The organism is Spongiimicrobium salis, from assembly GCF_043678055.1.
Lineage (GTDB): Bacteria > Bacteroidota > Bacteroidia > Flavobacteriales > Flavobacteriaceae > Spongiimicrobium > Spongiimicrobium salis.
Genome location: NZ_JBHEQA010000002.1, coordinates 191,967 through 213,246 on the forward strand (window position 1 = coordinate 191,967; position 21,280 = coordinate 213,246).

A 21,280-nucleotide genomic window follows, 5' to 3' on the forward strand; every position below is an offset into this window, starting at 1 on the left:
CCACTATATATTAACGCAATGGTAAAATAATAGGTTCTCTTTTAAATTTTGATGGATTTTTTGAACGAAATAAGGTAGTCTTTTGATTTATAGTGAACTATGATGTACACTCAACAAAAGAAAAAATAATCTTCCGCAGCTTTTAGCTTAAGTGCTGTTAAATAGGTCACAATAGTTTTTTGCTCCACTTCATTGGCAACACTGATAATACATTGCGGTTTTTTTAAAGTAGGTAAAAAAGTATAGGACTCCATTTTTTTTCCATAGATCTCCTTTCCGATCTTACGTGGATTATCACATACCCAATAAAATGGGATTCCTTCTTTCAGCAATCGTTGGGCAATGGCCTTTCCCTTATTTCCTGCCCCCCATACACACAAGGGCCTAAGGCTCTGATGATCCAGTTTTAAAAAATAAAAAACCTTGATATCCAAAAAGTAGTTTTGGGCATAAACCACACTGGTTCTTGAAGTTCTTGAGCTATAATCCCGCCATTGGTGCAACACTTGATCGGAAGGAATACAATTTAATTTCCCGGCATAAAAGCGAAATGCAAGATCATAGTCTTCTGGGTAACGATCGGACTCAAAAGCCCCAATCTTGTTGAAATCTTCCCGATGAACCATCCAGCAAGGGGAAGGGATCACACATTCTTTATAAATTTCTTTAAAATTATTTCCTTGGGAAGTCAATGCATTCAACCATTTCTCATAACGGGCATAGCCGGGCTTAATTCCACTGTCCGAAAAATATTGTACTTGCCCAATACTTAGGTATCCTTTTCCATAGACTTGTAGATCTTTCGCCATATACTGTATCCTATTGGGGAGCATAATATCGTCAGAATCCATCCGACTGATTAAAGCACCTTGTGCATAGGTATAGGCCGTGCGTAAAGCCGCAATGATACCAGTTCCCGTATTAAGGTAAACCTGAATGCGCTCGTCTTTTTCTGCAAACTCTTTCAATATCAGGGAGCTATGATCTTCGGAATGATCATCTACCGCAATAACTTCCCAATTTTGATACTGCTGATTTCGTATGGATCGAATACATTCTGGAATAAAAACAGCTGTATTTTTAAACGGAATTAGAATGCTCACTAGAGGGTTTTCCATGCTTGGCAAGTTAAGAAAATGAATTTTCCTTCCTTCTAAAGAAACAGCAAAGGTCAAAAAAAAGCTGAAATGTATCCTTCTAAAAGAACGTTCTGCCTCAGAAAGGAGTGGAGGTATATAGGGAAAGAACCTAAATTCTTTTATAAAACGCTGAGGGAATAGATGTCTAGCGATGAAACTTATTCCTTCGCGAATACACTTTTTAAATTGACTTTATAAATTCTACTGTATCCATTTTCATAACTGAGAACATCTTTTGAAAAGACTTCTATAGATCGCTTTTTATTAGGCGTTATGGAACTTCTTCTACTGGTAAAGTATAACGTTTTGGAAGCGACATGTACAAATGGACAATAATCCATATATTTAGAATTAACGGTTGTCATATTCTTGGCCAATTCCCAATTTCCTTCTTTATTTTTATAACTTATATATAGATCTCCACTACCCAAGCCATCTTTTCTATTGTAACCACTAAAAATTAAGTAAGATTCATCTGGTGCAATAAAGGCATTGAATTCAAAACCTTCGGTATTGATAGCAGAAGGCAAAGAAACAGGGGCATTATAGGCCACTCCATCCCGTTTGCTGAAAAAAATATCATCCTTTCCTTTTGCCTTTGGGCTATCGGAAGTAAAATAAAGATTACCATTATTGGAAACGGATGGATAAAACTCATTATGAGAAGTATTAACGGGAGCCGGTAAACATTTAGGTTTGGACCAAGTAGCCGTTAAACTTTCCCGTTCCACATACCAGAGATCATAATCTTTAGGGCTAAGGTGCTCCTCGTTCATGGGTCGGTTGGAAGCAAAATAAAGTTGTAGTCCACTTGGTGATAGAAAGGGTTCTAGGTCATTGTATTTTCCTGAAAAGGCCGCAATTTGAGGTTTGGACCACTTTTTATCCACTTTTTGGGTAAAAGCTATAACAGATACTTCTTCCAAGGGGCTCTGTAAGGTAAAATAAGCCTCATTCTCCGAGGAGGATATGGTAAAATCCCTAGCTTTTGGATAAGAAGATAATAGCTCCAGTGCAGGCATTACTTTGGGCTTTGATTGCTGTCCTTGTGCAATGAACACGCCTAAAAGAAGGGAGAGGAATGAAAAAAGTTTTGTGTACATCAACGTAAAGCTTTTTGAATTGCGGCTTCAACCAAAGGTTCCATTACTTGGTAACCTGCCGATGTAGGATGTACCTCATCATGAGCATACTTTTTAGGTAAGCCATTGCGTTCATCGGCCATAGCAGAAAAATAATCCAAATAAATATGACCTTTTTCCAGGGCATAGGCCTTGATCATTGCGTTGAGTTTTGGGATTTTAATATTAGGTTCCAATCCAGGTCTCCATGGGTAATCATAGGCGGGCAATACCGAAGAAAGTATCACCTTGATTTCATTGGATGTGGCCAATTCCGCCATGGACTTTATATTATCCATAATCATTTCCAAGGTAGAAGGCCCTGTATTTCCGGCGATATCGTTGGTACCGGCAAGTATGACCACAACCTTAGGTTTTAAATCAATGACATCCTGTCTAAATCGCAAAACCATTTGGGGAGTAGTCTGACCACTGATTCCTCGATTGACATAAGGTTTCCCTTTAAAAAACGCCGGACGGGAATTGAGCCATCCTATGGTAATGGAGTTACCCATAAATACCACCCTATTTTCATTTTTGGCGGGAGCTGCCAATTTGGAATTTGCTTTTGCGAAATGGTCTAGATTTGCCCAGTCTTGGGCTTGAAAAGTCTCTGGCATAAGAAATACAATGCTAAGGAATAAGATACGGTACGTAATGGTTTTCATAGAGAATTCAATTAAGGTTCTTCTTGGATGTTAGGTTGCCCTATAGCTTTAAATTCAAAGATATCATTTCTAGCATAGTGCCCAATGACATCAAAGTCCATCTTTCCTAACTTTAGATGCTCTAAATCCAATTCTGCCATTAGGACACCGGCTTCCCCAAATAAAGGCCCTGCCATAACTTTACCCATAGGGGAGACAATGATACTACCGCCGGGACACATTTCCTCTACTTCATTTTCTACTAAGGATTGGTATTTCTCGGGGTACATGGATTTGGTGTAATATTGATTGCACCCTAAAACAAAGCATCTGCCCTCCAAAGCAATATGTTTCATGGTAGAAATCCATTCTTCCCTAGAGTCTGCTGTTGGTGCAATATAAATCTCAACCCCCTGGCTATACATGGCCATACGAGCCAAAGGCATGTAATTTTCCCAACAAATGAGTCCGCCCAATTTCCCTATTTTAGTCTTAAAAGTAACTAAGGATTCTCCAGCGGCCTCTGCCCAGACAATACGTTCTGTTCCAGTAGGTTTTATTTTCCTATGTACCCCAAGGATACCTTGAGTAGGGGAAATATAGACCATGGAACAGTACAGGCTGCCATTAGTGTCCTGTTTTTCTGTAATCCCCAGTACCAGATATACATTTTGCTCTTTGGCCAGACGTTCCAGACGTTTGGCATCGGCTCCTTCCAACGAAATGCTATTGTTGTAATATTCGGCATATAAGGCTTTGCCCGAATCACTTCTTCGGCCAATATTGGCGCCAAAGGTAAAACCTCTTGGGTATCCAGGAATAAAAGACTCGGGAAAAACTAATAATTCACATCCCTCAGCAGCATATTTTTTTACAAGAACTTCCGTTTTTTTTAAGCTTTCTTCTTTGTCGAAAAATACGGGACTTTCCTGTACAAGACCTACTTTTACTTTCATGGGTTAATTTTGATTTTCTTTAAAAGCATTTAAGATTGGCATAGCTTTTTCTTTATCTATCTGCTGTACATAGATGTCTACAATATTAGAACTGCCTCCACGAAAGCCCCCTGCCACTGCGGATTGTTGTTCATCTTTGACAATGGTAGGGATATTTTGGGCAGACAATAGTCCTTTTAAGAGAATGATGGCTACTTCGGAGCCGCTGTATAATTTAATGTATTTTTCACTATTTTCCATGGGCTGTTTTTTTATCGGTTCGTAATTACTTTGCGTTCAGTCAAATGGTACTGATCACCCTCACGTAAAAAATAGAATAGATTTTCCTGAGGAAGATCTTTTAAGGAAGACCCTTCACGAGACCAAAAGGATCCGTCATAGATAAGGGCATATCCTTTACCAAGGACCTCAAAGGTATTTCCTTTGACGATAAGGGCCGTTCCTTCATCAATACTGACCCCTAATAATTCAGGTTTCTTTTTTAAAATGTTGAACATATCAAAGTGTCTGTTGCGTGCCAAGACATGTTGGTCTATCGCAATATTTTTGATGTACCCAAAACCTTCTTCATGATCTCCCATCATGATTTGATTGTTTTTGGTATCTCCCCTGGCAAGATAGGAACCTTGAATGGATGCACCTGCAGAAGATCCCCCAACGACACCACCGCGGTCCAACACTTCCCAAATTAATTTCTCGGTTTTGGTATTTTTATAGGAATCTACGAGGCGCCATTGTCTACCTCCACTAAACCAAACCCCTTTTGCCTTTTTCAAAGGAGCAATAAAGGCGTCGGAATTGGCGACATTTTTGTCATTGGTATGAATTACGGTTACGTTGGTTGCACCCATACTACGCAATCTTCCGGCACCTCCTGCATCTTGGCTATACGAATTTCGACCTCCCGCCGTGGGAATCACAACGATAGGTGCATCATAACCTCCGGCCAATTCTATAAATTTTTCAGGAATTGTACTAGGCATGGCGCCACCCCCTACGATAACGAGAGAACCATTTTCAGGCCCAGTAGTTGCCGATTGCTCCAAATTGGGAGCATTTGAATAAGAAAACAGGGCTATACAAGCCAATATTCCTAAGATTAAAAAGATTACTTTAAATGATATAGCTCTCCACATAAGGTATTTGTATTATAGATTTTTAAAATAACGTTGCTCCGCATGTCCCAATTCCAGATCTTTGATAATGCCATCCTTGCTAGGGCGTTGGAAAAAAAGGTAAACAACCAATGAAACGCCAATTAGGAGATACAAAGGATGACTTACATTCATGTAGGCAAAAAAACTTAATAAAGCGGGGCCTTCAAGCAAGGCGTATTTTACCAGTGAAGCCCCTTGGTAACCACTCAATTTTTGCTGAAGGTTTTTCTTTTGTCGTAATCCACCTATAATTTTTCCAAAAATAAAACTGCTCCCAAAATATCCTCCAAGTGCAATTAACGGAACAATATAGACAAATACATCTTCAGGATGATTAAAGTCCATCTGTAATGATTCATGGGAATACACTACAAAAACCCCAAATAAGCAAGGGGCAACAATGATGGCCAAATGCAACAATTTCAACATTTTCAAATAGGCAGTGGCATTGACATTTTCTGGAGTAGTATCGGACATGTGAAAAAATTTAATTCAATGCTCTAAGATAATTTTTTTAAGTGGAAAACAACAACCAATGGCGAATTGGTATTATCTTATTTCGAGCCGGCAAACATTGTATTTTTCAATGCATTCGCGCTATTCCATAAAACCCGGTTTTTGAAACCCTGCTACAGGCTAATTTTCTCTTATATGTAGTGTAAATACGATATTTGTTACAATCAGAGATCCATGGATTGGTTTATTTGGAGAGCAACATTATTTCCGCGCTGATATTATTTCGAGCTCTAACTTCCATACCCTCATAGTAGATAGCGGTATGATATATGCGCTTCTTTTTAAGAAAGAGATGCAAGATCTCCTTTCGTTTTTTACGGTATAAAAAACCAGGGACGCTTTTGTATTCTTCCCTGATTTTGGCAGTATACGACTCATAAACAGCACTTTCACTACCTAAGATAGAAAGGTCAATGTCCACCAATAAAGCCTCTGCATCATTTTTCGGAATACCATTATGTAAAGTTGTCATAATCATATCCCATATACAGCGTATTGTTTCTGGTTTTGCTTGCTGACTTAAAAGAAATTGTTTTGCTTTTTCTGCACTTTTTAACTCATTGTCCTTGCCATAGGGATTATAAATGCAGTCATGAAACCACAAAGCCAGCTCCATTTCTTTTTTAAAGGGAAGAAAAGAGGTAATGGCGTCCAATTGTTGTAGGCAATCATTAATATGGGTGGTATTGTGATAAGCGCGATGCTTCTCTGAATATAGAGCCAGCAGTTCTTTAAAAACGCTTTGATTTTCCGAGAACCCAAAGACATCCATCAAGGCCAACCATCGATTTAAATCCATAATACCATGCTTTTACGCTACTTCAGGGATATCCCAGTAAGCTATTAAACGTGCTGATCGATGAGGATAGTATTGCCATCGGGATCAAGGAGCACAAGACTTGCCGGCCCACTGGAAGTCTCATCTGCTTCCCGTTCCAGAGCAACACCTTGTTGTTTTAACGTCTTTTGGATCTGCCGTACATCCTCATAATCTTCCAAGGTAGTGGCATTTTGATCCCAACCAGGATTAAACGTAAGGATGTTGTTTTGGAACATCCCTTGAAAAAGCCCAATGATCGTCTCCCCATTTTTCATGATGAGGTAGTTCATTTCCATGTCCCCGGCAAATTTGCTGAACCCCAACTTTTCATAAAATACTTTGGAAGCCTTGAGGTCCTTGACCGCCAGACTTACCGAGAATGCTCCTAGTTTCATATGTGTTTGTTTTTTGATAAAGAAAATATAAGAAAAATTTATGATGATATGGTCATTGCTAATAATAAGCTCCCCTTATGTCACTATAATATTTCAATAATGAAAAGTGATTCGTGTCTGCTTTTCCCGCTTTAGTTTTATCAATGAAAAACAAAAACATAAAAAACTACATTGTTATGAAGAAAATGAAACTATTTGTATGTTTCGGACTATTGATCTCGGGGATGGGAAATGCCCAGCAAATGACCACAAATGGAGGGGTGCCCGTAGGGGATAACCAAAATTCCCAAACCCTTGGAAAAAATGGACCTGTACTGTTACAGGATATTCATTTAATTGAAAAACTTGCCGCTTTTGATAGAGAGCGTATTCCAGAAAGAGTGGTCCATGCCCGAGGCGCTGGCGCTTTTGGCTATTTTGAAGCTTCAGCGGATATGTCGGATTATACTATGGCTGTTCCTTTTGTTCGCCCAGGGAAGCGCACCGATCTTGCCGTTCGTTTTTCTACGGTAGCCCATGGAAAAGGTTCAGCTGAAACTGCACGGGACCCTAGAGGTTTTGCCGTAAAATTCTACACGGAACAGGGCAACTATGATATTGTAGGGAATCATATTCCCATTTTTTTTATTCGGGATGCCATTAAGTTTCCGGATTTGATCCATTCCGTAAAACCTTCTCCGGTGACCAATAAGCAGGATCCCAATCGTTTTTTTGATTTCTTTAGCCTGACTCCGGAAGCCACCCATATGGTTACACGGCTATTCACGGATTTAGGAATTCCTAAAGGATATCAGTATATGGATGGCAGTAGTGTGCATGCCTATAAATGGGTGAACCAAAAAGGAAAGGTTACCTATGTAAAATACACTTGGAAAACCAAACAGGGGGTACAGAATTTGACGCCCGAAGAAGCTGCTGCCATTCAGGCTAAAAATTTAGGGCATGCCACAGAAAGCCTGAGAAAAGACATCGATGCTAAGAAATTCCCGCAATGGGACCTTTATGTACAGATGATCCAACCGGAAGATTTAGATTCCTTTGATTTTTGGCCTTTAGACGATACAAAGCATTGGTCTGAAGAAAAATTTCCATTGACCAAAATAGGAACCATGACTTTGAATCGAAACCCGATCAATTTCTTTGAAGAGGTAGAATCCATTGCAATGGCTCCAGGAAATCTTATTCCAGGGGTAGCACCTTCAGAAGATAAGATGTTGCAAGGACGATTGTTCTCTTATTTTGATACCCAACGGCATAGACTTGGAGGGAATTTTCAGCAGATTAAGGTCAATCAGCCCAAAAACAAGGTGATTAACTACAATTCGGATAGCTGGAATAGTGCTGGAAATGATCGGTTTGCAAGTGCGGATATCAATTTTCAACCCAGTAATAAGATTGGGGTAACAGAAGATACGAGCTATAGGCAAGTTGGGCATACCGCATCCGAGGCAAGTATAATTACGCAGAGTACGATAGATAAGTCGAATAATTACGGCCAAGCAGGGGAATTCTATCGCTCCTTGTCCGAAGAAGAAAAAAAGCACCTGATTAAAAATTTAGTAGGTGATCTGGGACAAGTGACCAATAAAGAGATACAGAAGAAAATGATCACCCATTTTTATAGGGCCGATAGGGATTATGGGATGCGTGTTGCCAAAGCCTTAGGCTTTTCGGCAAAGGACTTTAGATAATTTTTTTACTCAAAAACCGGATATGGCATTTAGGAAATGACCGCAAGCTTGTTTCTGAATGCCATGATCTTTTAAAACTTATGAAATGAATTATAAATTGATGCTGCTCTTAGGAGTGTTCCTAAGTTTTGGAACTACCAGAGCACAAGATTTTGAAGTATTGGAAACTGTAGTGCGCGAGGGAAAAGTGGTCATACTGGAAGAATCTGTGAAAAAAAATGCCTCTTTATTGGAGTATTCCAATACCAAGGGCTATTCCTTGCTGATGATTGCCGTTTACAACAAACAATTGCCCATGGTGGAATATTTACTTTCCCAAAAAGTGGATGTCAATGGTATGGATAATTCTGGGAATACGGCGCTGATGGGAGCCGCTTTTCAGGGGTATAAAGAAATTGCAGCACTATTGCTCTGCAATAATGCGGCCATTGATCAACAGAATTACAATGGGGCTACGGCGTTACACTTTGCGGCTACCTTTGATCAGCGGGAAGTAGTACAACTATTGCTAGAGGCCGGGGCCAATAAGGAGGTTAAAAACAACTTTGGGGACACGGCATATGCCACAGCCTTAAAACAAGGAAACAAAAGCACTTCCAAACTTTTGGAAACCCGGTGATTACTGGGTTTTCAATAATTAAAGTATAAAGAAATTCTTTTTGTCCACTTCCTTTTGGGGATTAGACTACAAACAAATAGGATACACATTATCGTTCGTACCGGGCCGCTTTTCCATTGGATAGTGTTCTTTTTATAAAATCACGAATGTCATTGTTGGCATTCTGAAGGTCTTCTCTTCGCAAATACATCATATGTCCACTGCGATACCCCTTAAAACTGAAGCGATCTTGCATACGTCCACTAGGGTCAACTTGCCACATGGAATACTTCGCATTAAAATAGGTCGTGGCCCCGTCGTAGTACCCAGATTGGTACATGACGTGCAAATACGGGTTTTGGGCCATGGCCTGGCGGAGATTATCCCTGGTATTATCATTACTATTGTCCCATGGACGAACGGGGCCAAACATATTGTATTTGATATCTGTTTTGAATTTGAGCTCTTCTTGAAGGTAGTAATTGATGGCAGGAGTAAAACTATGCAACCATGAAGTTAATTCCGCACTATAATCCGGGGATTGCCCGGATAATTGCCGGTCTAGCCCTAAATAGCGAGAATCCAATCGTCCGGTAGTGTATCCTCCTCGATCTCGCAACAGCGCTTTCCAAAAATACTGCGTAGGTACGGCGAGATTATGTTCCAAAATTTCCTTTTCATGAAGTCCGGAATAGTACGCTATTTTTTTTGCCACTTCCTTTTTTTCCGTATCCGATAGAAAGCCACCTTTGGCGAGTGCGGGAATCAATACATCCAGCGTATAGGCCTCAGATTCCGGGAGAATCTCTAGGAGATCTTTCTGTTGTAGGGTAGGTGGGAGCGCTTTATGATGCCAAGCTGCTGCTGTAAAATAGGGGAGGTGCAAGGCGTTACTAACAGGGCCACCATTTCTAAGTACCTTATAATCTGCTGGAGAAACCATAATCACTCCGTTCAGATACATCCATTGTCGGTTTTGTAACTCCAAGGCTAAACCAGAAACGCGAGTCCCTCCATAACTTTCTCCAATAATATATTTTGGGGAACGCCAACGATTATTTCGGCTAACAAAAGTATTCAGCCATTCCGCCAAATAGCTAATGTCTGCGTTGATGCCAAAGAATTTACTGCGATCCACCTCTTTACCACTTTCTGGGATAGTTCGGGAGTATCCGGTATTGGCAGGATTTACATAAACAATATCGGCAATATCCAAAATAGAAAATGGATTTTCCTTCACACCGTATGGTTGTACAGGATAGCCTTCATCATCTATTTTTAGTATTCTAGGACCCGTATAAGCCAAATGCATCCAGACCGATCCAGATCCAGGACCTCCATTGAAAGAAATCAATAAGGGTCTAGAGGCCCTATCTTTAATATTGTTTCTGGTGTAATAGGTATAATGAAGGGAAGCTATGGGAGCCCCCATATCGTCCCAAACAGGCTGTGTTCCTGTCTTGGCGGTATACGGAATTACTGCCCCATTGATTTTAACGGTATGTTGTGTAACCACGGTTGTATCTATAGGTAAACTTCGCATGTGGGCGCCTTTGGAATACTTCATTTTAGAAGATTTCATCTGTGCCTGAGTGCCAGAAATAGCAAGAAAGGAAAAAAGGATACTTATTTTAAAAATGGTGTTCATGATATGGATAATTAGTCAGACTCTAAAAATAAGGATTAATACCAAATGAATTATGATTCTTTTAAAGATTGGAAAAGCATTTGTTCACTATCTTTAGCAAGATAGACAGATTACTTTACGTCCTATATAAATTTAAAATATACCATAATTATGGAGAAAATATCGCGTAGAACCTTCAGCTCAACCTTAGGTAAGGGAATAGGGGCAACGGCTTTATTGAGCGGAATGCCCTTTGCCTGCGGAATGGAGAATAACAATAAGAAAAAGTTGGGGATTGCCCTTGTGGGCTTGGGAAGGTACAGCGAATACCAACTGGCACCGGCGCTTCAAAAAACAAATTTTTGTGAACTTAAAGGTATTGTGACCGGAACTCCTGCCAAAGAGAAAATATGGGCAGAGAAATACAACATACCCCAAAAGAGCATTTATAACTATGAAAATTTTGATACGATAGTTACGAATGATAGTATTGATATTGTCTATGTGGTATTGCCCAACGCCATGCATGCCGATTTCTGTATTAGGGCGGCCCGAGCTGGTAAACATGTAATTTGTGAGAAGCCCATGGCTATATCCACAGAAGAATGTGAAGCCATTATTAAAGCTTGTGAAAAAGCGGGTGTAAAGTTGAGTGTGGGATATCGTCTACATTCAGAACCTTATACGCAGGAAATAAAACGATTTGTAAAGGAAAAAACTTTTGGGGATATTGAATATATCACGGCCGATGCAGCTTATGGATCTCGTACAGATCCTGGTCAATGGCGATTGAACAAAGCACTTTCAGGAGGTGGAGCCCTAATGAATATGGGCGTTTATGCCATTCAAAGTACCATTTATGGTTCTGGAGAGAATCCTATTTCTGTTACGGCCCAAGAATTTAGTACTAGACCGGCTTATTTCAAAGATACCGATGAGACCATTACCGCTCAATTTGAATTTGCCAGTGGTGCCGTAGGCGCTATATTTACCTCGCATAACACCAATATCAATAGACTACATGCTTCTTGTAGCAAGGGGTGGTTTCAATTGGACCCTGCCAATAATTATGGCCCTTTAAAAGGGAGCACTTCAGCAGGTCAGCTTATCAATTTCCCGCATGAGAGTCAACAGAAGTTACAAATGGACGATTTCGCCCGGCATATTTTACAAGGAACTCCTAATATTGTACCAGGAGAGATGGGCCTTAGAGATATGATTATTGTAGAGGCAATTTACCAATCCATTGCGGAAGGCGGGAAAAAAATAAGTATGGATTTAGGAAAAATGGGGCTGATATAAATTTTCTTGATACTAGGCCATCGCAAGTGATTATTGTGTATTTTTTCAAATGTATTCTTGTATGGGAATCATGGTAAAAAAAATCATATTCGCCTATTTTTTAAGGTAAAAAACTGATTTTGAGTATATTGTATTTTTATTTTACAAGATTTTTCTTACGCACATATTGTCTTGGTTAATCTTTTCCTAACTTTTTGGTTACACCTTAACATAAAGTTAAGATCGTCTTAATTTAAACACCATCCTGAGTTAACTGTGACCTATGCTTTCATAAATAGTTTTGTGGAAACAATTAAAAAAATCTCAACTAATTATGAAAATGTCAAAAAATGTATTGCTAAAAGCACTATGCCTGTCGGTTACCGGATTTATGGTCTACAGTTGTAACATCAACGATGGAATAGATATCTTTAATGATGGTGACGGGGACGGTGATGGAGAGCCAACCGAAGAAGGAACTATTTTTGAGAACAAATCCTCTTTAGAGCCTCTAGTAGCGATTCAATCCCAATTTAATTTTGTAGAAGCGTATTCATTGATCAGTTCAACTGATGTTTTGGATAATGGTTTCCGTTTGGTAGGAGCCCAAGATGGAGCAGGCTTTTTAAGAGACGGGGATGGATATATGTATGTAGTAAATGGAGAGGATAACTACGCCGTATCCCGTATTCGTTTTGATAAAAATCTAAACCCTTTATCTGGAGATTATCTTTTAAATTCTGGAGTGGCCGATTTTGCCCGTCAGTGTTCTGGTACCATGTGGGAAGCCGCAATACATGGAGGTTCCCAAGACATTTTTCTTTCAGCTTCTGAAAGCTTTAACTTTGATGTTAAGGCCATAGATCCCCGTGTTGAAACACCTACACCTACGGCCGATTTTGGCTTGGATGCCCTAGGGGAATTCTCTTGGGAAAATGCCGTTCCACTTCCTCGTAACGCTTATCCTGGTCAAACTGTAATTTTGGGTGGTGACGATGATTCTAGTGGATCCATGGGACAAATCACCTTGTATTACTCAGAAAATGGGGATGCTGATTTTAACGGTGGAGAAATCTATGTCCTTAAGGTAAAGGAAATTTCAGATGGTGCCGGAAACGTCATTCCCGTTCCTAGTGAAACTACCGTTTATGATGAGTCTAACTTAGACCGAGGAGCTACTTACGAATTTGAATTCGTTAAAATAGAGAACGGGAGCGATTTAACTAAAAGTGAAATGGAAGATGCTTGTGTTGCCGTAAATGCGACAGCTTTTATGCGAGTTGAAGATGTAGATTACCAAAAAGGTTCTGCGGACAACAATAGAAACGTATTTGTTGCGGTAACAGGAAGAGGCCCTGGAAGAGGCACCTTCAACGATTGGGGAACGGCGTACAAACTAGAATTGGATGAAGATTCTCCTTTGACGGGAAGGTTGACACAGATCATCAGTGGGAACACAGATTCTAACAATCAAGATGGAAACTTGGCCGAGCTACAGAGTCCCGATAATATTACGGTAACGGAAAACTTCATTTACCTACAAGAAGATCCAAACTCTTTTGACAGAGGACATGCTGCTTACATCTACCAGTCCGATTTAAATGGAAACAATATCAAGGTTGTTTTGGAAATGGTAGTACGTCAAGATTTAGATCCAACAGGAAGTACTGGATTGAGCGGGGAGTATGGAGCTCTTGAAGATATCTCTGATAAAATTGGGGTTCCCAATACGTTCTTATTGAATCTACAACCACACTATTGGGAAAGCGATGATTTTAAGAACTTGGATGGTCATGATATGACCACACGTCCAGATGCCATTGCTCGCGGTGCACGCGAAGATGATCAAGGAGGACAGATCGTTCTTCTTCGTGGTCTTCCTAGATAATGTATCCTATTCTTCTTTAAGACCTTCATTTTCGAATGGAGGTCTTTCCTATTTTTTTTAATTACTACTTTATACATGAAAATTCAAGTCTACAGTATTCTCGTTTTTATTTTTTTATCCCTATTATCCTGTAAAAACCCTAAAGAAACCGTTGTTGCTAAAGAGAACGGACCCAATTGGGAGTACGCACAGCAGTTCTATGAAGAAAGCATGACCAAAGCGGTTTCTCTTATGGACTCTTTATCCAAAGTTGCTGTGGATAGTAAGGATGCCAAAGTCATTTTTACCAAAATAAGGCAGGAATTTAAAAAGGCAGAACCTTATGCCTCCTACCTGAATCCATCGGTAGGCCATCGGGCCAATGGGCCTGCTTTACCCGTTTTTACGGAAGATAGTGAAAGAGTATTATTTCCTATTGGATTACAAAAAATCGAAGAATCTATTTATGAAGGGGAAGTCAGCAATGACATTTTTCAGGAAGAAGTGTATTTGACCAAAGGGTTGATGGTCAATTTAGCCCGAAATATAAAGGATAGAAAAATAACCCCTGAACGTTTCTTTATAGCAACACACCAGCAATTGCTGAGGATTATAAGTCTTTCCATTTCAGGTTTTGATACTCCTGTAAGTCATTTGGGTTTTTCGGAAGCCATTGTTTCTCTAGAAGGCCTTCAAGAAGTGTATGATCATAGTATTCGATATTTGTTGGATGCCAAAAACCCGGAATTGGATCAGGAATTCCATGACAACATTGAAAAAGCAGTAGATTTTATCGGGACCAATATGGATTTCGATACGTTTGATCGTTATACTTTTATACGGGATTATATGAACCCCATCACTAGAAATTGGGTTGAGATTCGAAAACAAAGTGGATTATGGGAAGGAGTAAACAACAAACCTTTTAATTTTGATGCGCCCACTTTTTTTGAAGTGGATGCCTTTAATACGACCTATTTTACCTCAATAACCAATAGAAAAGGAAATGCCGCACAGCTAGAGTTAGGGGAAAAATTATTTTTTGACCCTAACATTTCTGAAGGTGGAAAAATCTCCTGTGCCACCTGCCACATACCCGGCAAGACCTATGCCGATGCCATGGTGACCAATATGGATAATGGAGGAAATCCATTACAGAGAAATACCCCTACTTTAATAAATTCTGCCTTGCAAAAATCTTTCTTTTGGGATGGCAGAGCCGAAGACCTGCTAGCACAGATATCATCGGTTTTTACCAATGATAAAGAGTTCAATACCGGAGTCCATCGATTTTCAAGTGAGATCATGATCGATTCTAGTTATACTCAACTTTTCGATGAAGCCTATGGAGGAATATCCAACAGGAATTTAGATATTATAAAGGCCTTATCTGCATATATTACGACATTAAATGCCTTTAATTCCAAGTTCGATAGAAATATCCGTGCTGAAGAAGATACCTTTACGGAAGAGGAGAAACTAGGACTTAATATTTTTATGGGGAAAGGCTTATGTGCTACCTGTCATTTTATGCCTTTGACCAATGGAACGGTACCTCCATTTTTTACGGAAACCGAAAAAGAAGTAATAGGTGTTCCGGAAACTGCCGAGAATCTAAAACTCGATGACGATTTGGGCTTTTATTGGAGATGGGAACAGGACATCCATAAGGGAATGTTCAAAACACCAACAGTACGAAACGCGGAACTTACGGCCCCTTATATGCACAATGGAGTATATGAAACTCTAAAACAAGTCATGGATTTTTACAACAAAGGCGGTGGAGGTGGAATGGGCTTTGATCTAGAGCATCAAACCTTACCTTTTGACGAGTTAAACCTTTCGGATGAAGAGCAAAAGGCATTGATCGCTTTTATTAAGACATTGACCGATACGGAAATTGCGGCCGCATATTAAAATTTTTCAAAAACCCCTAATCCAAAAAGAGCAAAGTCATATTTTACAGGGTCTGTAGCATCTAATTTTCGCAAATTGGTATCCAATTCCAAGAGGGCTTTGGCATCGTTTTGCTTTCTTTGGAGCAGTCCTAACTTTCGGGCTACATTCCCAGAATGAACATCTAAAGGACAGGAAAGCACAGCTGGAGAAATGGATTTCCAAAGTCCAAAATCTACCCCTGTACTATTGTCTCGGACCATCCATCGAAGAAACATATTGATGCGTTTGGCCGCAGAACCTTTTGCAGGATCCGAAATGTGTTTCGTGGTTCGCAAAGGGTGAGGCAATTCAAAGAATAGCTGTTTAAAATTGCTAATACCCGCCTGGATGGAGTTTTGGCGAACTCCTTTGGCAAAGACCGCTTCCAAGCCTTGGTGCTTGTTATAGATATGTCGAAGGCTTTGTATAAAATAGCGTAAATCGGTTGCATTGAAGGTGCGGTGTACAAAATGCTCCAGCGTCTCCAGGTCTTGTGCACTATGATTCATGATAAAATCCGAAGGGGAATGATCAAAAAGTTCCATTAAACGATGCGCATTATTAATGATACTTTTGCGATTTCCCCAAGCAATGGTAGCCGTTAAAAATGCACTGATTTCAATATCTTTTTTTACCGTGAATTGGTGAGGAATCTGTATAGGGTCGCTCTCCAAAAACTTGGGATGATTGTATTGGGCCACCTTGGCCTCTAAAAATTCTTTTAATTCATTTTTGGTCATACGGCAGGAATATCCATCACTTTAGTGAGTAATAGCGGAATCATTAATATCCCATTATGGGAGGCATGTAGTAGTATGGACCATCTGAGTCCCAACTTTACACGGATATAACCTAAGAAAAAGCCCATAATTAATTGTGGGGCAACCAAGAGTGGTGCCATCAATAATGCGGGTAGGGAGAATTCAAAATTAAAGAAATGGACAAAACCAAATAGAATGGCGGATGCATAAAAATAGAAACGAAAATGCGGGTGATGTTTAAAAAAAATCAATGGACCTCTAAAAAAGAGTTCTTCAAGCAAAGGGGCCGCAATAACGATTAAGAAGAAGATGATCAAAGGAGAGTAAGAATCCATAAGGCTTTCCGATGCGTGATCCCCCATATCCAATTCCAAAAGTGTGATCAACCCTTCATTGAGTACAACAATTCCAATACCAAAAAAAAGATTTAAGGACAGCAAACTAAAGAATATACGGGCTTTATATGCAGGTGTTGCGTCCTTATAGGTTTTATAAACCGGATTTTTTATGAATTTCCAAACGTTTTTTAGCACTTTAATAAGGTATTAAGCCGTCAATCATGGTTAGTTTTCGATCGGCCATATCTGCCAATTCTTTATTATGGGTCACGATAACGAAGGTTTGCCCAAAAGTATCGCGCAATTCAAAAAATAACCGATGTAGGTTATCGGCACTTTCCGAATCTAAATTTCCACTGGGTTCATCTGCAAAAATAATGGAAGGATTATTGATCAATGCCCTTGCAACGGCAACGCGTTGTTGTTCCCCCCCGGAAAGTTCATTCGGTTTATGATCGTATCGATCAGACAAGCCTAGAAAATCCAATAGTTCTTTGGCTCTTTTTTCAGCATTTGACTTAGGCGTTTTTTTAATAAATGCCGGAATACATACATTTTCTAAAGCGGTAAACTCGGGAAGTAATTGATGAAACTGAAAAATGAAACCAATATGTTCATTCCTAAACTTTGCCAAGTCTTTATCAGAGAGTGTAGTGACGTCCGTATTATTAATGGAAATGGTACTATCGTTTTTGTTGGATTGCACATCTAAAGTACCTAATATTTGTAATAAAGTGGTTTTTCCCGCTCCGGAAGAACCTACTATAGCAACTACTTCTCCCTTTTTAATGTGGAGGTCAACACCCTTTAGCACTTGAAGTTTTCCGTAAAACTTTTGAATGTTATTTGCTTTGATCATTCCCGACTCCCGATTTTAGAGGATGAAAGTAAACATTAGGGAAGACATGACAAAACCTAAGTATTGGGAATACACCATGTTTTTCGTTGCGATAGTAATTATTTATAGTATTGTAAGACTTATCTAGAGTGAATACTATAATGTGCTCTATAAATTAACTATTTTTAACAAAATTTTAAAAACAAACAAATAGCAGATAACATCATTTCTTAAACGACCCGCTAAGAGGGTTATAGTGCAAGAAAGTAGTTCGGGGCAGTTTTGAAAAAGGTTGTAGTATTTTCAAAAAAATAACAACAAGCAATAAATAAAGAAGTATGTCTTATAGAAATTTAGAAGAATATAACATAGAAGTAACCGATGAAGTACGGGAAAACTATTCTTCTATTATTACTGGCATTGGAGAGAATGTTGATCGAGAGGGATTATTGAAAACCCCGGAACGCGCAGCCAAGGCCATGCAATTTTTAACACAAGGGTATGAACAAAATGCCGTTGAAATTCTAAAGGGAGCTATGTTCCAGGAAGATTATGACGATATGGTCATTATTAAGGATATTGAACTATATTCTTTGTGCGAGCATCATATGTTGCCCTTTTTTGGAAAGGCGCATGTAGCTTATATCCCCAATGGACATATTGTTGGATTAAGTAAGATACCTAGAGTAGTAGATGTATTTGCTAGACGATTGCAAGTTCAGGAACGATTGACCCACGATATTTTGGAATGTATCAATAATACCCTCAATCCCAAAGGAGTTGCGGTCGTAATTGAAGCCTCACATATGTGTATGATGATGCGTGGAGTGCAAAAACAAAATTCAGTGACCACTACCTCAGGTTTTAGAGGTCAATTTGAGAAGATAGAAACAAGAAACGAATTTTTGAAGTTGATTAGCTCAAGTTTATCCTAAAAAATGGTACTTATTAAGAAAGAAATAAGTTTTTTTTAATAAAAATTAACTTTTCGTGTAACATTTTTGGATTTCCAGAGTCTTTAAAGTAGATAGCCATAAAACCTTAGCGAATGAAAAACTTTGTTGTATTGATCGGCATGCTGTTCACCTTGTTTACATTCGCCCAAGAAAGCCTTGATTTAGATGCTTTTGACGGGTTGGATTGTACTATTGGAGTGACTATAAATATTATAAAATCCGAAGACCATAAAATGGCTATTTCAGGCGATAAGAAAATTGTTGAAGGTCTCAAATGGGAAATTTTGGACAATAATCTGATGCTACAACCTGCGAAAGAAGACATCGATTATAGTGAGGTAACCATTACCCTATACACCCCCTCTATTCGCCTCCTTTCCATGACCAATGGAGGAATTGTTACTTTGGATAATAATTTTGACAGAATCCGTGATTTCACGGCCAAAGCGGATTATGAAGCTATTATCGACTTATCTGATGTAAAATTCGTGAATTTGGTAACCCGTTCTACCAATGGGGGGGAAATCCGGTATAACTATTCCGATCACCTTTGATTCTTCCTGTGGTCAAAACACTTTTTTTCTTTGCGTTTAATCCTTATTTTTAATCATGGATAAAAATAAAGATCACAAAATTAGAAACTTATTTCTAAGCTTGTTATTCGATGCTTTGGGAATGGCTTCCTTTATCATTCCGGGTATAGGCGAGTTTTCAGATGTCATTTGGGCACCCTTGTCGGGTTGGTTAATGACACGCTTGTACAAAGGAAAAATTGGTCAAATAGCCGGAGTTGTAACCTTTGTAGAGGAACTAATGCCAGGATTGGATGTTGTTCCTACCTTTACCATTATGTGGTTGTATACTTATGTTTTTAACAAGACAAAAAAGGGAAAGGTGATCGAGGCATAATACCTTAAGCACTTTCTGCCTGAACCAGCATTCTAAACCAAGGTTTTTTCTTTACCGCATATTGCTTTAATGCGGACTGCTCTAGTATTGTTTGCATTTCCTGAATGGTAAAAGCCCGTTGTATGGCAAGGAGACCATCCCGTTTTGCCATATTTGAAATGGGAAGAATGAGATGGGAGATTTTAAAGAGGTAATAGGCTAGACGACTTCGATATAGTTCACTGAAAAAAAACATTCTTTTGCCTTCAGAAGCTATTTTTTTCAGGAACGATACCAATAGATCGTCTTTAAAGTGATACATAAAATGACTGCTAATGACCAAGTCGCAAGCAGGAAGTTTAAAACCCTCATTTAGGATATCGGCAGTAATGTATTGGATATGCTCTGGCCTTAGGTTATGGGCTTTGGCATGCGCAATACTTTGAGCGTTTCCATCAATGCCGATATAGGTAGCGGAAATGGTATTTTTTTCTAACTTTTTGGCAATGGCAAGGATACAGTCCCCACCTCCACATCCTAAATCTACAATGGTGATAGGGCGTCCGTTACCATTGTTTTTGGCATAGGATAGTACTGCATTTCCCAATTGCCTGTGATTTCCAAAAAGACTATTGATCCACTTTAAACTTTTCAAGGTTTCATGCAGCGAATTTCCGGATAATTCCAAATTATCCAGTTGCTCCTTTTTATGCGATCGTTTCTTTAAATTCAAGGGCAATCCCAATGGCGTATTAATTACCTATAGCAACTTCAGATAATTTATCCAAGGCGCCGGAAATCGTTTGCACAATAGTTTCATTTTGGGTAATTCCATGTTTCGCTACCAAGAAGCTAGGCGCATTGTAGGATACCCGTACGACCCCTTCCTTATCTTGCCATACCAACATTTTTTGTGGCAAATCCAGCGCAGTGGTCCTTGCATTTTGCATTAAAGGAGTACCAAGATTTGGATTTCCAAAAATGATTAAACGGGTAGGAAGAAGTTCTTGACCTACCTTGGCGGCATTTGCCTGATGATCTACCTGGGCAATAATTCGAAGTTTTGGGTTATTGTTTATGGCATTTTCCAAGGCAGTATAGGTATCTTCAAAAGAACGCGAACTGACCTTGCTTACAAGACCTTCACCTAATCCTATATCCGATGCTCCTTCAATAAGAGTACTTCCATTTCCTGCGGTAGTACTTATTTTTGTGAGGGCATTCTCAATTTTAGCCAAGGTTTCAACCCCTTCCAATCCATGTCTTTTAGACAAGTATTGTACACTATTAAAGCTTAAACGAACCTCACCCTCATTTTCGTACACCAATATTTTTTGTGGTAAATCTATAGCAGCCAATGGATTGCGCTGCATTAGGGGCGTACCTAAATTGGGATTTCCAAATAACATAATTTTAGTGGGGGCCAATGCTAAATATGCGTTAGAGGCATTACCGGCATGATCTACTTCTGCCATGATGCCAATATTGGGATTTGCTTCAATGATATTTTTTAGCGTATGATATGTTTCGGAGAATGTGCTATTGCTTTTTGTGTAATTCATTCCTAAGGTATTTGAAAGTGTTGCTGTTTCTATATGGGTTTCTTGAAGCTCCTTGGGTTCCGATTTTTTATCTGTTTTACAGGCATATCCTAAGGAAAAGATTCCTAAGAGCACTATAGTTTTTTTAACGGATGTATACATAGCCATCATATATGGTTTCATGAATGGGAAATCAAGAAAAATT

At 39.3% G+C, this 21,280-nt stretch carries 23 protein-coding genes; 8 read left to right on the forward strand and 15 right to left on the reverse strand.

Translation table 11 applies throughout. From position 1 onward, the window contains the following. Positions 1–110: 110 nt before the first annotated feature. The 9 genes from ACEXOE_RS10200 to ACEXOE_RS10240 all read right to left on the reverse strand — a co-directional run bounded on the left by ACEXOE_RS10200 (position 111) and on the right by ACEXOE_RS10240 (position 6,751). Positions 111–1,118 (reverse strand): glycosyltransferase family 2 protein, encoded by a 1,008-nt coding sequence (locus tag ACEXOE_RS10200; RefSeq protein WP_394748677.1) that lies wholly within the window; start codon positions 1,116–1,118, stop codon positions 111–113. 179 nt (positions 1,119–1,297) lie between these two features. Next, positions 1,298–2,242, reverse strand: a complete 945-nt coding sequence (locus ACEXOE_RS10205; protein WP_394748678.1) for a TolB family protein — start codon at positions 2,240–2,242, stop codon at positions 1,298–1,300. Then, a complete protein-coding gene (locus tag ACEXOE_RS10210; protein ID WP_394748679.1) occupies positions 2,242–2,928 on the reverse strand; it encodes an SGNH/GDSL hydrolase family protein in 687 nt (228 codons plus the stop codon). Before ACEXOE_RS10210 ends, ACEXOE_RS10205 begins: the two co-directional genes overlap by 1 nt. Positions 2,929–2,939: 11 nt before the next feature. After that, on the reverse strand, positions 2,940–3,863 hold the full coding sequence (locus ACEXOE_RS10215; protein ID WP_394748680.1) for a carbon-nitrogen hydrolase family protein: 924 nt from the start codon (positions 3,861–3,863) through the stop codon (positions 2,940–2,942). Positions 3,864–3,866: 3 nt separating this feature from the next. After that, positions 3,867–4,103 carry a putative signal transducing protein gene (locus tag ACEXOE_RS10220; protein WP_394748681.1) on the reverse strand — a complete coding sequence of 79 codons (237 nt, stop codon included), beginning with the start codon at positions 4,101–4,103 and terminating at the stop codon, positions 3,867–3,869. Between the two features lie 11 nt (positions 4,104–4,114). Further along, on the reverse strand, positions 4,115–4,999 hold the full coding sequence (locus tag ACEXOE_RS10225; protein WP_394748682.1) for a cyanophycinase: 885 nt from the start codon (positions 4,997–4,999) through the stop codon (positions 4,115–4,117). A 12-nt stretch (positions 5,000–5,011) separates the two neighbouring features. Beyond that, positions 5,012–5,497, reverse strand: coding sequence for a hypothetical protein (locus ACEXOE_RS10230; protein WP_394748683.1), 486 nt, complete (start codon positions 5,495–5,497; stop codon positions 5,012–5,014). A 223-nt stretch (positions 5,498–5,720) separates the two neighbouring features. Then, entirely contained in the window at positions 5,721–6,335 is a 615-nt protein-coding gene (locus tag ACEXOE_RS10235) for an HD domain-containing protein (RefSeq protein ID WP_394748684.1), read from the reverse strand. Positions 6,336–6,379: 44 nt separating this feature from the next. Further along, complete coding sequence (locus ACEXOE_RS10240) at positions 6,380–6,751, reverse strand: VOC family protein (protein ID WP_394748685.1); 372 nt, start codon at positions 6,749–6,751, stop codon at positions 6,380–6,382. 185 nt (positions 6,752–6,936) lie between these two features. Here ACEXOE_RS10240 and ACEXOE_RS10245 point away from each other — a divergent pair, with 185 nt between their 5' ends. Both ACEXOE_RS10245 and ACEXOE_RS10250 read left to right on the forward strand, forming a co-directional pair. Then, positions 6,937–8,442 (forward strand): catalase, encoded by a 1,506-nt coding sequence (locus tag ACEXOE_RS10245; RefSeq protein ID WP_394749624.1) that lies wholly within the window; start codon positions 6,937–6,939, stop codon positions 8,440–8,442. A gap of 85 nt (positions 8,443–8,527) precedes the next feature. Next, a complete protein-coding gene (locus ACEXOE_RS10250; protein WP_394748686.1) occupies positions 8,528–9,061 on the forward strand; it encodes an ankyrin repeat domain-containing protein in 534 nt (177 codons plus the stop codon). Between the two features lie 88 nt (positions 9,062–9,149). On the opposite strand, the gene ACEXOE_RS10255 is transcribed toward ACEXOE_RS10250, so the two are convergent. Then, positions 9,150–10,622: a S10 family peptidase gene (locus tag ACEXOE_RS10255; protein ID WP_394749625.1), complete on the reverse strand. Its 1,473-nt coding sequence runs from the start codon at positions 10,620–10,622 to the stop codon at positions 9,150–9,152. 216 nt (positions 10,623–10,838) lie between these two features. Here ACEXOE_RS10255 and ACEXOE_RS10260 point away from each other — a divergent pair, with 216 nt between their 5' ends. The 3 genes from ACEXOE_RS10260 to ACEXOE_RS10270 all read left to right on the forward strand — a co-directional run bounded on the left by ACEXOE_RS10260 (position 10,839) and on the right by ACEXOE_RS10270 (position 15,732). After that, on the forward strand, positions 10,839–11,969 hold the full coding sequence (locus ACEXOE_RS10260) for a Gfo/Idh/MocA family protein (RefSeq protein WP_394748687.1): 1,131 nt from the start codon (positions 10,839–10,841) through the stop codon (positions 11,967–11,969). Between the two features lie 313 nt (positions 11,970–12,282). Beyond that, entirely contained in the window at positions 12,283–13,836 is a 1,554-nt protein-coding gene (locus ACEXOE_RS10265; protein ID WP_394748688.1) for a hypothetical protein, read from the forward strand. Between the two features lie 75 nt (positions 13,837–13,911). Further along, entirely contained in the window at positions 13,912–15,732 is a 1,821-nt protein-coding gene (locus ACEXOE_RS10270) for a cytochrome c peroxidase (RefSeq protein WP_394748689.1), read from the forward strand. Here ACEXOE_RS10270 and ACEXOE_RS10275 read toward each other — a convergent pair. The 3 genes from ACEXOE_RS10275 to ACEXOE_RS10285 are packed head-to-tail and all read right to left on the reverse strand — an operon-like array spanning position 15,729 to position 17,711. After that, the gene (locus tag ACEXOE_RS10275) at positions 15,729–16,493 is read right to left on the reverse strand and encodes a TIGR02757 family protein (RefSeq protein WP_394748690.1); all 765 of its coding nucleotides are present in this window, start codon (positions 16,491–16,493) and stop codon (positions 15,729–15,731) included. The genes ACEXOE_RS10270 and ACEXOE_RS10275 overlap by 4 nt on opposite strands. After that, the gene (locus tag ACEXOE_RS10280; protein WP_394748691.1) at positions 16,490–17,047 is read right to left on the reverse strand and encodes a CPBP family intramembrane glutamic endopeptidase; all 558 of its coding nucleotides are present in this window, start codon (positions 17,045–17,047) and stop codon (positions 16,490–16,492) included. Before ACEXOE_RS10280 ends, ACEXOE_RS10275 begins: the two co-directional genes overlap by 4 nt. 1 nt (position 17,048) lies before the next feature. After that, entirely contained in the window at positions 17,049–17,711 is a 663-nt protein-coding gene (locus tag ACEXOE_RS10285) for an ABC transporter ATP-binding protein (RefSeq protein ID WP_394748692.1), read from the reverse strand. A 317-nt stretch (positions 17,712–18,028) separates the two neighbouring features. Between ACEXOE_RS10285 and folE the strand changes: the two genes are divergently transcribed. From folE to ACEXOE_RS10300, 3 genes are all read left to right on the forward strand, one after another. Continuing rightward, entirely contained in the window at positions 18,029–18,625 is a 597-nt protein-coding gene (gene folE / locus ACEXOE_RS10290; RefSeq protein ID WP_394748693.1) for a GTP cyclohydrolase I FolE, read from the forward strand. A 113-nt stretch (positions 18,626–18,738) separates the two neighbouring features. Further along, positions 18,739–19,200 carry a GIN domain-containing protein gene (locus ACEXOE_RS10295; protein WP_394748694.1) on the forward strand — a complete coding sequence of 154 codons (462 nt, stop codon included), beginning with the start codon at positions 18,739–18,741 and terminating at the stop codon, positions 19,198–19,200. A gap of 55 nt (positions 19,201–19,255) precedes the next feature. After that, complete coding sequence (locus tag ACEXOE_RS10300; protein WP_394748695.1) at positions 19,256–19,555, forward strand: hypothetical protein; 300 nt, start codon at positions 19,256–19,258, stop codon at positions 19,553–19,555. 4 nt (positions 19,556–19,559) lie between these two features. Here the strand turns inward: ACEXOE_RS10300 and ACEXOE_RS10305 are convergent, their stop codons facing one another. Together ACEXOE_RS10305 and ACEXOE_RS10310 are read right to left on the reverse strand one after the other, a co-directional pair. Next, entirely contained in the window at positions 19,560–20,273 is a 714-nt protein-coding gene (locus ACEXOE_RS10305; protein ID WP_394748696.1) for a methyltransferase domain-containing protein, read from the reverse strand. A 13-nt stretch (positions 20,274–20,286) separates the two neighbouring features. Further along, on the reverse strand, positions 20,287–21,258 hold the full coding sequence (locus tag ACEXOE_RS10310) for a DUF302 domain-containing protein (RefSeq protein ID WP_394748697.1): 972 nt from the start codon (positions 21,256–21,258) through the stop codon (positions 20,287–20,289). Positions 21,259–21,280: the final 22 nt, after the last annotated feature.